This is a genomic window from Campylobacter sp. CCUG 57310 (genome assembly GCF_013201975.1).
Taxonomy (GTDB): Bacteria; Campylobacterota; Campylobacteria; order Campylobacterales; family Campylobacteraceae; genus Campylobacter_A; species Campylobacter_A canis.
In genome coordinates this window covers 1-14,376 of the sequence record NZ_CP053845.1, presented here as the reverse complement: position 1 = coordinate 14,376, position 14,376 = coordinate 1, and the positions used below count along the sequence as shown (strand labels likewise).

16 protein-coding genes and 1 other RNA gene are annotated in these 14,376 nt (G+C 35.8%); 5 read left to right on the top strand and 12 right to left on the bottom strand.

Going from position 1 to position 14,376, the window contains the following annotated elements; translation table 11 throughout:
- The gene (locus tag CORI_RS00085) at window positions 1–549 is read left to right on the top strand and encodes a ribonuclease HII (protein WP_173030315.1); all 549 of its coding nucleotides are present in this window, start codon (window positions 1–3) and stop codon (window positions 547–549) included.
- A 136-nt stretch (window positions 550–685) separates the two neighbouring features.
- Window positions 686–1,594: a bile acid:sodium symporter family protein gene (locus tag CORI_RS00080; protein ID WP_173030314.1), complete on the top strand. Its 909-nt coding sequence runs from the start codon at window positions 686–688 to the stop codon at window positions 1,592–1,594.
- Between the two features lie 45 nt (window positions 1,595–1,639).
- On the opposite strand, the gene CORI_RS00075 is transcribed toward CORI_RS00080, so the two are convergent.
- From CORI_RS00075 to tpx, 3 genes are all read right to left on the bottom strand, one after another.
- On the bottom strand, window positions 1,640–2,527 hold the full coding sequence (locus CORI_RS00075; protein ID WP_173030313.1) for a DMT family transporter: 888 nt from the start codon (window positions 2,525–2,527) through the stop codon (window positions 1,640–1,642).
- Between the two features lie 112 nt (window positions 2,528–2,639).
- Complete coding sequence (locus tag CORI_RS00070; RefSeq protein WP_173030312.1) at window positions 2,640–3,251, bottom strand: cyclase family protein; 612 nt, start codon at window positions 3,249–3,251, stop codon at window positions 2,640–2,642.
- 115 nt (window positions 3,252–3,366) lie between these two features.
- A complete protein-coding gene (gene tpx / locus CORI_RS00065; protein ID WP_170019551.1) occupies window positions 3,367–3,897 on the bottom strand; it encodes a thiol peroxidase in 531 nt (176 codons plus the stop codon).
- A gap of 98 nt (window positions 3,898–3,995) precedes the next feature.
- Between tpx and nrdD the strand changes: the two genes are divergently transcribed.
- Complete coding sequence (nrdD, locus tag CORI_RS00060) at window positions 3,996–4,154, top strand: anaerobic ribonucleoside-triphosphate reductase (protein ID WP_169941782.1); 159 nt, start codon at window positions 3,996–3,998, stop codon at window positions 4,152–4,154.
- The gene (locus CORI_RS00055; RefSeq protein WP_173030311.1) at window positions 4,138–4,827 is read left to right on the top strand and encodes an anaerobic ribonucleoside-triphosphate reductase activating protein; all 690 of its coding nucleotides are present in this window, start codon (window positions 4,138–4,140) and stop codon (window positions 4,825–4,827) included. The genes nrdD and CORI_RS00055 overlap by 17 nt, the downstream gene beginning before the upstream one ends.
- A 45-nt stretch (window positions 4,828–4,872) precedes the next feature.
- Here CORI_RS00055 and CORI_RS00050 read toward each other — a convergent pair whose 3' ends face one another.
- Window positions 4,873–5,586 (bottom strand): hypothetical protein, encoded by a 714-nt coding sequence (locus CORI_RS00050; RefSeq protein WP_173030310.1) that lies wholly within the window; start codon window positions 5,584–5,586, stop codon window positions 4,873–4,875.
- Window positions 5,587–5,598: 12 nt separating this feature from the next.
- Complete coding sequence (locus CORI_RS00045) at window positions 5,599–6,033, bottom strand: hypothetical protein (RefSeq protein WP_173030309.1); 435 nt, start codon at window positions 6,031–6,033, stop codon at window positions 5,599–5,601.
- 52 nt (window positions 6,034–6,085) lie between these two features.
- Between CORI_RS00045 and ffs the strand changes: the two genes are divergently transcribed.
- Window positions 6,086–6,183: signal recognition particle sRNA small type (gene ffs, locus CORI_RS00040), an RNA gene on the top strand.
- Window positions 6,184–6,221: 38 nt separating this feature from the next.
- On the opposite strand, the gene CORI_RS00035 is transcribed toward ffs, so the two are convergent.
- From CORI_RS00035 to dnaA, 7 genes are all read right to left on the bottom strand, one after another.
- Window positions 6,222–7,457, bottom strand: coding sequence for an HD domain-containing protein (locus tag CORI_RS00035; RefSeq protein WP_173031887.1), 1,236 nt, complete (start codon window positions 7,455–7,457; stop codon window positions 6,222–6,224).
- Window positions 7,457–8,122 (bottom strand): preQ(1) synthase, encoded by a 666-nt coding sequence (gene queF / locus CORI_RS00030; RefSeq protein ID WP_254064932.1) that lies wholly within the window; start codon window positions 8,120–8,122, stop codon window positions 7,457–7,459. The genes CORI_RS00035 and queF overlap by 1 nt, the downstream gene beginning before the upstream one ends.
- Before the next feature lie 9 nt (window positions 8,123–8,131).
- Window positions 8,132–9,331, bottom strand: a complete 1,200-nt coding sequence (locus CORI_RS00025) for an EAL domain-containing protein (RefSeq protein ID WP_173030308.1) — start codon at window positions 9,329–9,331, stop codon at window positions 8,132–8,134.
- A 188-nt stretch (window positions 9,332–9,519) separates the two neighbouring features.
- Window positions 9,520–11,829 (bottom strand): DNA topoisomerase (ATP-hydrolyzing) subunit B, encoded by a 2,310-nt coding sequence (gyrB, locus tag CORI_RS00020; protein WP_173030307.1) that lies wholly within the window; start codon window positions 11,827–11,829, stop codon window positions 9,520–9,522.
- A gap of 13 nt (window positions 11,830–11,842) precedes the next feature.
- Complete coding sequence (gene dnaN, locus CORI_RS00015) at window positions 11,843–12,910, bottom strand: DNA polymerase III subunit beta (protein WP_173030306.1); 1,068 nt, start codon at window positions 12,908–12,910, stop codon at window positions 11,843–11,845.
- Complete coding sequence (locus CORI_RS00010) at window positions 12,907–13,056, bottom strand: hypothetical protein (protein WP_173030305.1); 150 nt, start codon at window positions 13,054–13,056, stop codon at window positions 12,907–12,909. Before CORI_RS00010 ends, dnaN begins: the two co-directional genes overlap by 4 nt.
- Window positions 13,057–13,065: 9 nt before the next feature.
- A complete protein-coding gene (dnaA, locus tag CORI_RS00005) occupies window positions 13,066–14,376 on the bottom strand; it encodes a chromosomal replication initiator protein DnaA (RefSeq protein ID WP_173030304.1) in 1,311 nt (436 codons plus the stop codon).

Sequence of the window (14,376 nt, the reverse complement as noted above, 5' to 3'; positions counted from 1 at the left end):
ATGAATAAAATTTGCGGTATTGATGAAGCCGGCAGAGGAGCGCTTGCGGGTCCTTTAGTCGTAGCTGCTTGCGTGCTAAATAGCGAAATTTCAGGGCTTAACGACTCTAAAAAACTAAGCGCAAAAAGACGCAAAGAGCTTTTTCATGAGATAGCCTTAAATTCGCAATTTTTAATCGCATATTTTTCAAATCGCCAAATAGATGAATTTGGGCTTAGCGAGTGCTTAAGGCGGGCTTTAAATCTTTTTAAAAGTCATTTTGCAAACTACGAGCTACTTTACGACGGCAACGCAAACTACGGCACCGGCATTAAAACTATGATAAAGGCTGATGGCAAAATCGCCGAAGTAAGCGCGGCAAGTATCTTAGCCAAAGTAAGCAGAGATGAGCTAATGGGCGCATGGAGCAAAATTTATCCTGATTACGGATATGCCTCTCACAAGGGTTACGGCACAAAGGCGCACCTTGAGGCGATTAAAAATTTGGGCGAATGTGAGCTAACTCGAAAAAGCTTTATAATTAAGGCGTTTCAGCCCACACTTTTTTAAGACCAAACTTTGAAAAATACTATAAATTTTCAGCATTTTAATAATAACCTTGTAGAAATTTAACAGTTTTCATAAAATTTTGTTCAAAGATACTTGATTTTGATAAAAAACCATAATTTTTAGATACAATCAACTCATGAAAGCACTACTTTTTCCTATAGCCGCGATAGTTTTATCATTTATCGCTTATACTTTTCCGGCCGGTTTTGTAGCTATCAAAGGCTACATCGTTCCGCTTCTTGTTGTTATCATGCTTGGCATGGGCATCACGCTTAGCATTGATGATTTTAAACAAATTTTGCACAAGAAAAAAGCTCTGGGACTTGGAATTTTTATCCAATTTCTCATCATGCCGCTTGCTGCTTTTTTGATCTCAAAAGCGTTTGGATTTAGCAACGAAATCACTGCAGGAATGATGCTAGTAGGCACGAGTGCAGGAGGAACAGCGTCAAACGTCATGACCTACTTAGCCAAGGGCGATGTGGCACTAAGTGTGAGTATGACGCTATTTTCGACTCTGCTTTCAATAGTACTAATGCCGTTTTTAACGTGGCTTTACATCGGACAAGAAGTCCCGGTGCCTGCTATGAGCATGCTTTTAAATTTGGTTAAAATTATGCTTGTGCCGATAGTTGTAGGCGTGCTTTTAAATACGTTTTTCCATAAATTCGTTAAAAAGATCCTTCCTGCGCTTCCTATCATATCCATGGCGGCCATCATCACAATCATAGCAATCGTAGTGGCGCTAAACGTGAAAAATATCCAAACCGTAGGCGCACTAGTAGCGCTTGGCGTAGTCCTTCATAACGGCTCGGGGCTATTTTGCGGATACTTTTTATCGAAACTCTTTGGCTTTGATGAAAAGACGGCAAGAACCGTCGCTATCGAAGTCGGTATGCAAAATTCAGGCTTAAGCGTCGCGCTTGCAGTTAAGTATTTTGGCTCTCTTGCCGCACTTCCTGGCGCATTATTTAGCGTATGGCATAACTTATCGGGATCTATTTTGGCAGGAATTTGGAGCTCAAAGAGTAAAAACGAAGCTTAAATTTACTAGTTGACTATTGTCATTTTGGCTTGCAAGACTCTAAATTTAGCCTTTCCGTAAGAGTATGATAGCTGCAATTATCAACGCAAATCCGACTATATCAATAAATACAAACTCGCTTCCAAGCCAAAAAGCCGCAAACAAAGCTGCCGAAACCGGCTCGATAGCAGATATCACGCTAGCCTTGCCGCCGCCTAAAATTTTAACCCCTTGCATATAAAGACTAAAGGCAAAGATAGTGCCAAAAACCACGACACCGCAAAGAGCCAAAAATCCGCTAAAGTCGTTTATGCCCTTAAGCTGCCAAGGTTTAGCGTATAAGCTTAAAACAATGCCGCCTATAACCATCGCCCACGCGAGTATAAGCGTAACAGGATAGCTTCTCATCAGTCGCCGAGACGAGAGAGTGTAGATGACGATAGTGCAAGCTGATATTATCCCTATGATAAGTGTCTTTACCGGGATAACGAGGCTTGTAAAATTTCCATGAGTGGCAAGCAAAAACACTCCGAAAATCGCACACAATACGCTTATACTTTCCTTTTTATAAGGAAATCTCTTTTCTTCCATACAAAGTACAAATAACACCAAAACAGGCGCAAGATACTGCAAAATAGTAGCAATTGCAGCATTTGAAAGTTCGATAGTAACAAAATATGTGTATTGACACGCCATAATGCCAAATAGAGCGTAAAACAGCAGATCGGTTATATTTCGCCTTTGCTTAAAAATACTAAATACAAATTTACCGCTTTTTGCATATAAAATCACAAGCATTATCACGCCTGAAAGCAGCAAACGAAGTGATGTAAGATACTCTGCGCTTATGCCTTTTCGCTCGAAAAGATACTGTCCGCAAGCCCCTGAAAATCCCCAGAAAATCCCGCCAAGAAGAGTTAAAGCTATGCCGAAATTTTGACTATTTTTATCCATGGCGAGATTATAACCAAAAAGCTGATTTTAATGAATGATTATAAAACGGCTAAAGAGAATTTACCTGCGGCTTTTAAAATTTAATCAATGAAATTTTATTAAAAAACAGAATTTATCTTTTTAAAATCGCGTAGGCTCTAAGAGGAGCCGCATCGGCATTTGCTATCTTTAAAGGAGCGGCAGAGAAGAAGAAACTCTTGTTTTCTAAAATTTGTAAATTTATTAGGCATTCGATGATCTGAATTTCTCTTTCAAAAGCCTCTTTGTGCCTTAAATTTGCTCCATGAGCATCGATTGTGGATAAATTTGTAGCAACGGTTTTAAAGCCGTTTTGTTGAGCTAAATTTAAAAAATCATCGTCCAAAAACGGCGAATTTATGAAAAAATCTTGCTCATTTTTAAACTCACAATGCACGTTTAAAAGTAAAATTTTAGCGTTATGCGGATTTGGCGGTATTTTAAATTTGATAGCTTCGTTTAAATTTGCCCTTACTCCAACGCAAACGGCTTCGCCGACAAAACACTCAAGAGAAGCTTGCTCGCTCTTTACTCCTTTGATACCGCAATGCATGGCAAAATCGGTATGCGAGCCTGTATGAAGAGACATAGACAAATTTCCTGTGCAAAATCCGCTGTCTAAAATTTGCTCTACCAAAAACGCAGCGTCGCCCGGATAAATTTGAGTTTTGGAGCTTAAAATAGGACTTAAATCGATAATTTGCAAATTTTGCCTTTTGAAATTTTAAGAAGTGTAGCTAAAATTTCTTAAAATTTAAAAGAGGGGAATTTTGGCTTTGAAATTTTATCCCAAAGCCAAAATTTGTTTAGCCTAAGCGGGATTAATGTCCACAACCGCAGCCACAACCGCCGCTTGATTTGATAGCTTCAAAAACAGCGTCATAGTTTGGTTCATCTGCTATTTCAGGTACGATTTGCTTGTGAATGATAACTCCGTCTTTCACGACAAAAACCGCGCGAGCAAGCAAGCCTTTAAGCGCTCCTTCATCTATCAAAACACCGTATTTTTCGCCAAATTCCTTAGCTCTAAAGTCGCTTCCCACGCGTAAATTCTCTATGCCCTCAGTAGAGCAAAATCTACCCATAGCAAACGGAAGGTCAAGTGAGATAACGCTTAGTTTTATAGCGTTTTTGCCTGCCATTTTTTCGTTAAATTTGCGAGTTTCGGTTGCGCAAACTCCCGTATCAAGCGAAGGAACGGTAACTAAAATTTCGATTTTACCGCTATTGCCTCCCACTTTAAACTCGCTTAAATCATTTCCCGTAAGCGTAACTTCAGGAGCGCTTTGTCCTACAAATACCTCATCACCTCTTAAATTTACAGGCGAACCTTTGAAATTTACTTTTGCCATTTTTATCCTTTTGAACTGAAATATAACGCAAATATTACTATATTTTTACAAACAATTAACCCCAAACGGCTACAATTATAAATAAACAAGGAGTAAATATGAGCGAAAAAGAGATCTTAGAAAAACTGCAAGAAAAGCGCACTAAATGCGTGGTTTATACTCGCGTTATGGGATATCACAGACCGGTTGAGAGCTTTAATCTTGGCAAAAAAGGCGAACACAAAGAGCGAGTGAAATTTTGTGAGCGTGCAGAGTAAGCCGCTTCACTCCATTACCCCATTTACTACTCTTGACTTTCCCGACAAAACCGCTTGCATAGCGTGGTTTACAGGATGCAATATGCGCTGTGCTTACTGCTACAATACAACCGTAGTGCTTGGCGAAGGGTTTGTCGGAGAAGATGAATTTTTGCATTTCTTAGATAAACGCATCGGCAAACTAAGCGGAGTTGTGTTTAGCGGCGGAGAATGCACTATAAACGGTAGCTTTTTGCCTCTTGCAAGAGAAGTTAAAAAGCGCGGGTTTTTACTTAAAGTTGATACTAACGGCTCGAATTTAAAAGCTTTAAAAGTGGCTTTAAGCGAAAATTTGATCGATTATATCGCACTTGATTTTAAAGCTCCTAGAGATAAATTTCAAGAGGTTACAAAGTCAAATTTATATGAGAATTTCATCCAAACGCTTGATTTTTTAATTCTGATAAATTTTAAATTCGAAGTTCGCACGACCGTGCATGCGGATTTGCTTTGTGAAGATGACATTACAAATATGAGCAAAACACTGCATAATCACGGATACAATGGAGTTTATTATCTGCAAAAATTTCTAAATACAGGTGAAAATTTCGGAAATTTAACCGCTTCAAAAAATGATTTTGATATCAAAAAAATAGATTCAGACATAAAGATAGAGCTTAGAAATTTCGCTTGATAAAATAAACTCTATGGATAAATATGCAAATTTCCGCCAAAAGATTTATTTGCCGCCGATATGCTCTCTTATCTCAAGATAAGTTATGATATCCTTAAGCTCGGGTGTGTCGTTCAAAGCTTCTATTTTGACGTTGTATTCGCCTTTTGCAAGTTTTATCGTTATAAGTCTTTTGCTTCTTGCCATACTTCCGTTTGGAGCCTGAAAAGTCGAGTCGTTACCATAAGTAGAAAGATCAAAATCCTCATTTATATCGCTTGCTTTTTGGATGATATAATTTGCAAAATTCACATCATCTCCTCTTGCATACTCCCACTCGGTATCGCTATTTTTAGCAGGCTTTTTAATAGGCGTTATAACTAGCTTTAGCATTATTTTAGCGCCGGTGCAAACTTTTTTGTCTTCATCTGTTTTTCCGGTTGCTACATAAGAGTTATCGTCAATATTTCTTGCGTACATGCCCGCAAGCTTGTCTATAGAGTATTTTGTGCAAAGCCACTGATCAAATTTATCGCTTGTATATCCGGGGAAATTAGCTTCGCCGTCTTTATGCTCTTTTGCCTGTATATCGCGGTCTTGGGCATACACAAAGCCAAATCTATAAAATTTCTCCTCGCTTACGGTTAATTTAGTTTCAAAAAAATTTCCTATCATCGACATATCAACTACTTCATAAATGCCGTTTTTTGGGTCTTTAACATCAACTTCATTTGCCAAAACAGATACCGCGATCATAAAAGATAAAATTAAATTTTTCATATGTCCTCTTTATTATTTACTCACCGAGTAGTTTTTAACCTCGTAAAGCAAGAAATCATAAACTCTTTGCTGTATCAAAGTCTCTTCCTCATTTCCCGTCATAAGCCGTCTTAAGTGCTCAAAATCTATCTTTGAAGCATACCTTTTATGCGTTTTAATGGCTTGATCTATGCTTAAAAGCAGCGCATCAAGCGTCATATGATCTTTGCGTTTGACCTTGGCTACGTACTCTTTGGTAGTTTGGATTAAAACTGCTCGGCGATTTTCGTCATCGCAGTAAATTTCACCTGAAATTTCATATAAAATCGCAAAATCGTCTTCATCAGGATCAAGTCTAGCACCTATAATAGCGGCAAAAATTTTCGCACGAAATTCTAAAGATCTATGATGATATACAAAAAATTCTCTAAAAAACGACAAAAATTTAGATTTTATCCCAACTCCCATAAAATGCCTCAATTAGTTTTAAGTTATACTTTAGTAAAATTGCACTCGCCTCTTCTTAGACCTGTGCAATGCCTCTTTTGAGCACCGCTTCAGGGTGGGAACACAGCAGAGCACTTGAATTTGGTGTGTGCCGCAGTCATCTGAGAAGGGGTTTTAAAATTCCACTCCTCAGATTATCGCACAAATTTTTAAATTTTTACTTGCAAAAGAGAAAAATGCTCTTTAAATTCCTCGCAAATTTTAGCGAAATTCACACCATCCACGCTTGGCTTATTCTTAAAAAAACTATCCATATTGTTAAAGCCGTCAATCAGCTCTTTTGACTTCACGCCGTAGCTTATAGAAATCCCCGCCTCGATAAATGCCGCAAGCTTATCGCAGTGCTTAAGCGCCTTACCGTCGATTGCGTTAAATTTATCCTCATTTACATTGTCCATCGTACCTTCGTGATAGGCTGGCTTTTTCTCGCAAATTCTATTCTCAAACTCGTTTTTTACGAATTTTCCGTTTTGCTCTCTAATACCTAAAATGTAGCTAAACTCATCTCTAAAGCTATCAGGCACGAAAGGCAAAATTCGCTCGTCAATGAGCCTCATCTCATACTCCGTTATAATCTCATTTAGTCCTTCAACTCCGTATTTCACGGGGCTTATGATGTCCCTTGTAAGGCTTTCGGGAAGGTCGTGAAAAAGAGCGCAAAAGAAGTTATTTTCAAGCCTTTTTGCACAAGCTTTAACTTCAAGAGAATAAAAATAACTCAAAATCGCAACCACAAGCATATGCCCAAGTACGGCGGTTTCGGGAATTCGCGGAGTTTGAGCCCAGCGCTTTTGAAAGCGAAGCCTTCCGCTTAGATCCACAAGCTTGGCTAGCTTTTGATTCATCACTATTTTTCGCACTCCGATTAGCTCGTAATAGTCCTCAAGCTCCTCTTCGACCTTGCTTTTTAGCTCTTCTATATCGCTTAAAAACTGACTTGTTTGATATACGATAGAAAATTCCCAGCGAGTTGCAAGATAGCTTGCCGCCTTTAAGATAAGGCGCTCTTTGGCATGCTTTTTATCTTTTTTAAGCAGATAATTTCTAAGGCGTTCTAAAAATTTGCCTCCGTCGATGTCGCGAACCAAATTTTCAAGTATATTTAGAACCCAGCCGTTTATCTGTTCGCTCTTTTGCTTTTGTATCTGATGAAATACGTCAGGGCGGATATCGGTAACCACTACTCGCGCAAAAAACTCGAAAATTCCCGCTTCAATGGTATAGTTCATATCGACGTCACGTTCTAGTTTTGCTATGAAATAAGCGATTATGAATTTATGAGCCTGCTTATCAAGCTCAACTAAATTCGTCATCTTCGGATAGTCGTTCCAGCGCGATATGGAGGCGGCTTTAAAGATATGCTCGATCAAATTTGCATTTATCATCATTTATCTTTTTTAACCACTCTTGCACGTTTTTCGCCTAGAAATTCAGGCTTTTTAAAACCTTCTTTTTTAGCTCCTCGCTTATCGCTACTTCTTGAAGCGCTTTTAGCTCTTGAGCTTTTATCATCTTTGTTTCTATCGCGACTACCGTCTCTTTTGCTATCTCGTTTAGAAAAATCCTTAAAATCAGATCTTTTTTCTCTTTCAAAAGCAACTTCGGCAGTCTTTACAGGCTCAGGTATAGCCTCTTTTAAAACACTTTCGGAGCAAATTTCAATAACGGTATGAACGTTGCCGCGAGGGTTAAAGTCGCCTATAATCTTCATCCATTTTGGCTCAAGCTTTCTTTCAAGAACGGAATAAATTTCATTTATGCTGTCTTCGTGGCTTATATTTCTGTTCATAAAGCTATTTATATAAAGCTTGATCGCCTTTAATTCGACAACAAATTTTCCCGGAATATACTCAAGATAAATCGTCGCAAAATCAGGATAACCGCTCCTTGGGCAAAGACAACAAAACTCAGGTAAAGTAATCTTAATCTTATAATCTCTGTTTTGTTTATTTTCCCAAATTTCAAGATCACGCTCGACATCAAATTCCTTTAAAATTTTCTCACCGTATTTCATCTGCTCTTGCAAATTAACTTCATTAACTTCTTGCATACTTTTCCTTTAAATTTCTTTCGGTTTTTCTATATAAAAACCCTGCGCATAATCTGTATCATAAAGCTTAACAATGTCTAAAAATTCAGCCTTATCCACAAATCTAATAATTGATTTGATACCTAAATCCTCCACCGTAGCGTTTAAATTTCTAAAGATATTTTTAAATTTATCATCATCTAAATTTTTATTAAATTCGATGTCATAGATTATAAAATCAATCGGAAGATATTTTAGGTATTCAAAACCTGCGTTGTTACCGCCAAATTTATTTAAAGCAAATCTAAAGCCGAGGTTTTTATACTCGTTTATGATCTCTTTAAATCTGTTTATCTCATCATAAACAAGCTTTTCGCTAAATTCAAATATGATATTTTTAGGATCTATCTTTCCTTGATCTATAAAATCTTTTATAAATTTATTAAATTGTAAATTTCTAAGCGAAACTACCGAAACTTCGATGATACAGGCATCTTCATCCGTTACTTTTATCTCGCTAAATTTCTTAATAGAATTTATATCAAATAAAACTTCATAACCGTTTTTATTTGCTATATTTTGGGCTTTTTGCTTTGATATAAGGGCAAATTCCTCGGTATAAATTTTAACCAAAAGACTCTTTAAATTTTTACTATCTTTTAAATCTTTTACAAGCTGAGTTTGAAAGGTAAAATTCCTATCTAATATAGATTTACAAACCGAGCTTTCAAATTCATCTGTTATGGCAAATTTAGCATTTTCTTCGGAGCTTAATTTTTCGGTTAAAACCGAAATTGACTTATCTAAACTTTTAGAATAATTTATATTAACAAGCTCAAATTTGATTTTTAACTCTATATCATCGATTCCGTCAGCTAAGATGCTCTTTTCAAAAACGTTTAAAAAATGAAGCAATTGCGAGCTTCTAGCGATGCAAAATATCAAAAAGCTATCATTTGAGTATCTACCTATTAAAATCTCTTTGGATATGTTTTTTTCTAAAAAAATTTCAAGCTTTTTAATCAGTTTTTTAAGCAACAAATCACTACTTTCAAAACTATATCTTTCATTTAGATCATCTAAATTCCTAATTTTAAGCATTACGATATTACCGTCTTGTCTGTGTTTAAATTTACTCATTTTTTTTGAAAGCAAATTTAAAATTTCAGCCCTGTTAAAAGAGCCCGTAACGCTATCAAGCACGCTTACTTTAAAGCTTTTATATATCATATAAACCGTATAATAAACCAAACACAAGCTTAAAATTGCAAGCAGAATTATCTCATCATTGTCTAATTTAATATTGTCATTTCTTATAAAAATAAATAAAAAAACACCGGTAGTAATAATAAAAGGAAATGAGATCTCAAGAGCTAATGAAAACCGCCTTGATCTCTCACTAAGTTCAGATCTTAACATCACACATCCAGGTGTTTAACGTCTTTTGCGTGCTCTTGTATATAATTTCTTCTTGGCTCTACCTCATCGCCCATAAAGAGATTAAATGTATCGCTGGCACTCATCGCATCATTTATGTTTATTTGTAACAAGCGGCGATTTTCAGGATTCATCGTAGTCTCCCAAAGCTGATCGGGATTCATCTCACCAAGACCTTTATAACGCTGTATATAAGCACCTTTTTTAGCGTTTTTCTCGACTTCATCAAGAATTTCAATCACATCTTTACTAAAGCTGAATTCGCGATCTTTTATCTTTTGATTTATATAAAGTGCCTCTTCGTAAAGTGGATTTGTAAATAAATTTTCATTTACGACAAGCTCTTCAAGACCGCTTTCAGTCTGGACATAGATGCGAATTTCATCTTCATTTATGTATGAATTTAGGATATTGTATCCTTCATTTTCAAGGTATATTTTTAAAATTTCAAAAATTTCATTGTAATTTTTAGAAACTATATCAGGATTTTCTATCATATATCTAATCGCACTTAACACGTTAAATCGCTTCTCAAGCTCTTTTAACACGCTTCTATAAGCGGCTACTATTTTAAGAAAATCAATCAAATCCTTATTTCCGATTCCTTCAAATTCCACCCCTTCAATTCCCGTTTCGATCAAAAATTCATTCAAAGCCTTTTCATCTTTAAGATAAATTTCCTTTTTACCTTTTTTATATCGGTAAAGTGGTGGTTGAGCCAAATAGATGTAGCCGTTTTCAACTACAGGATTTAAAAATCTAAAGAAAAATGTTAAAAGTAGAGTTTGGATATGGCTTCCGTCAACATCGGCATCAGTCATTATGATTATCTTATGATAGCGAAGTTTTTCGGCATCAAATTCATCTCCGATACCGCATCCCAAAGCCGTTATCATATTTTTAATTTCGTCTGATTTTAAAATTTTATCAAGTCTTGATTTTTCAACGTTTAAAATTTTACCTTTAAGAGGTAAAATCGCCTGAAAAACTCTATCGCGACCCTGTTTTGCAGAGCCTCCCGCAGAGTCGCCCTCAACTAAGTAAAGCTCACTTATACTTGCATCCTTACTTTGACAGTCAGACAATTTTCCCGGCAAAGTTCCTACGCTAAGTCCTTCTTTTTTACGAGTTAAATCTCTTGCTTTTTTTGCGGCCTCTCTTCCTCGAGCCGCCATTAAAGCCTTATTCATTATGGCTTTTGCTTCGATAGGATTTTCTTCAAAATACTTAACCAAAACTTCAAAAGTCATCTTTTGAACGATAGGTTTTACATAGTTTGAACCAAGTTTTCCCTTAGTTTGACCCTCAAATTGCGGCTCAGGAACTTTAACGCTTACAACTGCGATAAGTCCTTCTCTGATGTCATCGCCCGTTATTTTTGTATCTTTTTCACGCACGGAAGCGTTTGCTGCGATGTAGTTTGTTATCGCTCTAGTTAGACCCGCACGAAAACCGGCTTCGTGAGTTCCGCCGTCAGGAGTTTTGATATTATTTACGAAACTTAGTAAATTTTCGCTATATGTTTCGTTATACATCAAAGCAAAATCAACTATCACATCCTCTTCACCACCGCTAAATGATACGGCTTTGCTAACCGGATTTGATCTGTTCATATCGGTTACGAAGCTTTCAAGTCCGCCTTCAAAGTGATAGCTTTCGCTTCTTCCGGTTCGTTGATCTTTAAAATTTATAGTTATTTTTGGATTTAAGTATGCAAGTTCGCGAAATCTCTTAGTCAAAATTTCATCGTCAAATTCCGTTACTTCAAATATACTGTCATCAGGCCAAAATTCAACCATAGTTCCGGTTCTATTTGTAGTTTTTATGATCTCCATTTCGCTTGTTGGAATTCCTTTTGCAAATTCTTGTCTATGAAGATTTCCGTCACGCTTAATATTTACAACCAATTTTTTTGAAAGCGCATTTACTACAGATACACCGACACCGTGAAGACCGCCTGAAACTTTATAAGTGTCTTTATCAAATTTACCACCTGCGTGAAGCACGGTTAGTACAACAGTCGCAGCCGAAATTTTCTCGGTAGGGTGCATATCTACAGGAATTCCACGACCGTTATCGCTAATTATAGCCGAGCCTTCGTTTGTAATTTCAATATTTATCGTATCACAATACCCTGCCATCGCCTCATCGATAGAGTTATCCACAACTTCATAAATCATATGATGAAGTCCGTTTATATGAGTATCTCCGATATACATTCCCGGGCGTTTTCTAACGGCTTCTAAACCCTTTAAAACTTTAATATTTTCTGCGCCGTAATTTTTTTCCATAAAATAACCTTAATTATAAATTTATTGGCATTATTATCGTTTTTAGCTCATTTGAACTAACAGTAAATGCCAAATTTGAGTCGTTAAAACCAAGCTCAAAGCTATCTTCTTCGATATTTGTTAAAAAGTCTATCAGGTATCTATTTCTAACGCCTACGAAAAATTCCTCGTCAAGTCCTGTTTGAAAATCAATCACAGTTCTAGCCTCTGAATTATCTTCGATAATACTTTCAAAAGTTATAGTTTGAGGAGCGAAAATTATCTTCATACTATCTGATAAAATTGATATAGTTTTAATCCCCTCTATCATCTTATCTCTGCTTAGTTTTAGTCTTTTTTTAATTTCTTTTGGAATTACCCTATCGTAATCAGGGAATTTTCCGTTTATAAGTTTTGTGAAAAACTCAAAATTTGCACTTTGAGCTATCAAAATGTTTTCATCGTAATAAATCTCTATCTTATCGTAAAAAAGTTTTTGAATTTCGCTTATTGCTTTTTTTGGAATTATAAGCGAAAATTCACTTTGAGTCGGAGTTTCAAATTTAAATACACTTAGTCTTTTAGTATCTGTTCCTACGATATTTATGTAGTTTTGCTTAATGTCTATAAGAGCTCCGTTTAGCTCGAATTTCGGATTATTCGTATCTATACTAGGAAATATCTTTTTAAGGCTTCTTCCAAGCATTATAGCGTCTATATCAAATCTATTTTTACCATCTATAGTTGGGAATTTAGGAAAATCTTCAAATTTATACATAGGAAGTTTGTATTTTGAGTTTTTTTGTTTTATATAAAGGTAGTTATTTACCGTTTCAAGAGTTACTTCTTCGTCTTTTAGGCTTCTTATTATGTCAAGCAGTTTTTTTCCGTTTGCGGTAGCATTTCCTTCATCTAAAATTTTAACATTTGTAAGTTTGTATGCAAGTCCTATCTCGTGATCTGTTGCTTTGATGTTTAAAATACCATCTTTAGCGCAGATATATATGTGAGATGTTATAGCACTTAAATCCTTTTTTTCCAAGTAAGGATTTGTGTTTGTAACTATGCTTTCAAGAGCATTTTTGTTAATTATCGCCTTCATAGTTTTCTTCCTTTATTTTTTAAATTTCTTTTAGTATCAGTAGTAGGTATCATGAATATGTGAAAAACGTTTTTAAATCTTGAAATTTCAGCTTTTAGATAGTTAAAAACTAAATTTGATTTTTCACATTTATTCACATAATTCATCTTAAATTTTTATCCCTTTGTCAAAATTTTGTTTTTAATCTCTTCAACTTTTATCTTAAAATACTCATCTTCATTTATCATTTCATTTATCTTTTTGATATTGTGACTAACTGCCGAGTGATCTTTCATGTTAAAATAACTTGCTATTTGAGGCATCGAATTTGGAGTTAAATTTTTAGCTAGATATATTACGATTCGCCTTGCTTCAACGATGTTTTTAACTCGTGATTTACTCTTTATCTCGCTTGGTTTTATATTTAGCTCTTTGCTTACTATTTCGATTATGCTTTCTAAATTTATATTTTCACGCTTCTCTTTTATCTGATCTCTTAAGATATTTTTAGCAAATTCAAGGCTTATTTCCTGTCTCATAAGTGTGGCATAAGCGTTTAAATTTATGATTGCACTTTCGATTTCACGAATATTATCGCCCATATTTGTTGCGATATATTCGATCACGTCTTTAGTCAGATAAATTTTATCAAATTCGCATTTTTTCTTAATAATGGCTATCTTAGTATCAAGTTCAGGCGGAGTGATATCGGCTATTATTCCCCATTCAAAGCGGGTTCTAAGTCTATCTTCAAAGCCTTTTAGGTGTTTTGGCTGGCGGTCTGAAGTCATGACGATCTGACCGTTTTTTGAGTGAAGTTCGTTAAAAGTGTGAAAAAACTCTTCTTGAATTTTATCCGTTTTACCTAAAAACTGCACATCATCGATAAGTAAAACATCGCAGTTTCGGTATTTTTCACGAAATCTTTGCATTGAGTGGTTGTTGATATGGTATGTAAAATCCGTGATAAACTGCTCACTTGTGATACAAATCACCACTTTTCCGTTATTTAAACAAAAATTTCCTACAGATTGAAGCAGGTGTGTTTTACCAAGACCTGTCGGACCGTAGATAAATAGCGGATTATAAGCTTTTCCAAGTTGCTCGGCTGCGGTTTTTGACGTGATGTAGGCGTATTGATTTGAGTCGCCCACGACGAAATTTTCAAATGTATAGCTTGGATTTAACAGACTGCTTTGAGCTTTTATCTGATTTACATCTACTTTAGCAACTCTGCTTTGGGTTTTACTCTTTTGAGAAGTGATGTTTATATGCGGTTTTGCACCTGTTTTTACTTCAAAAAGATGAGCTATTTTGTCTGAGTATTTTGTCTGGATAAATTTAGCTATTAGTTCATTTGGAGCGTTAAATACCATAACTTCGGAGTTTGAAGCTTTTTCGTTAAATTTAAGCTGCTTTATATAACACTCGTATTCGGATTTTAAAATTTCGTGTCCAAGTAGCTCTAAAACCTCGTTTGCAAGCAA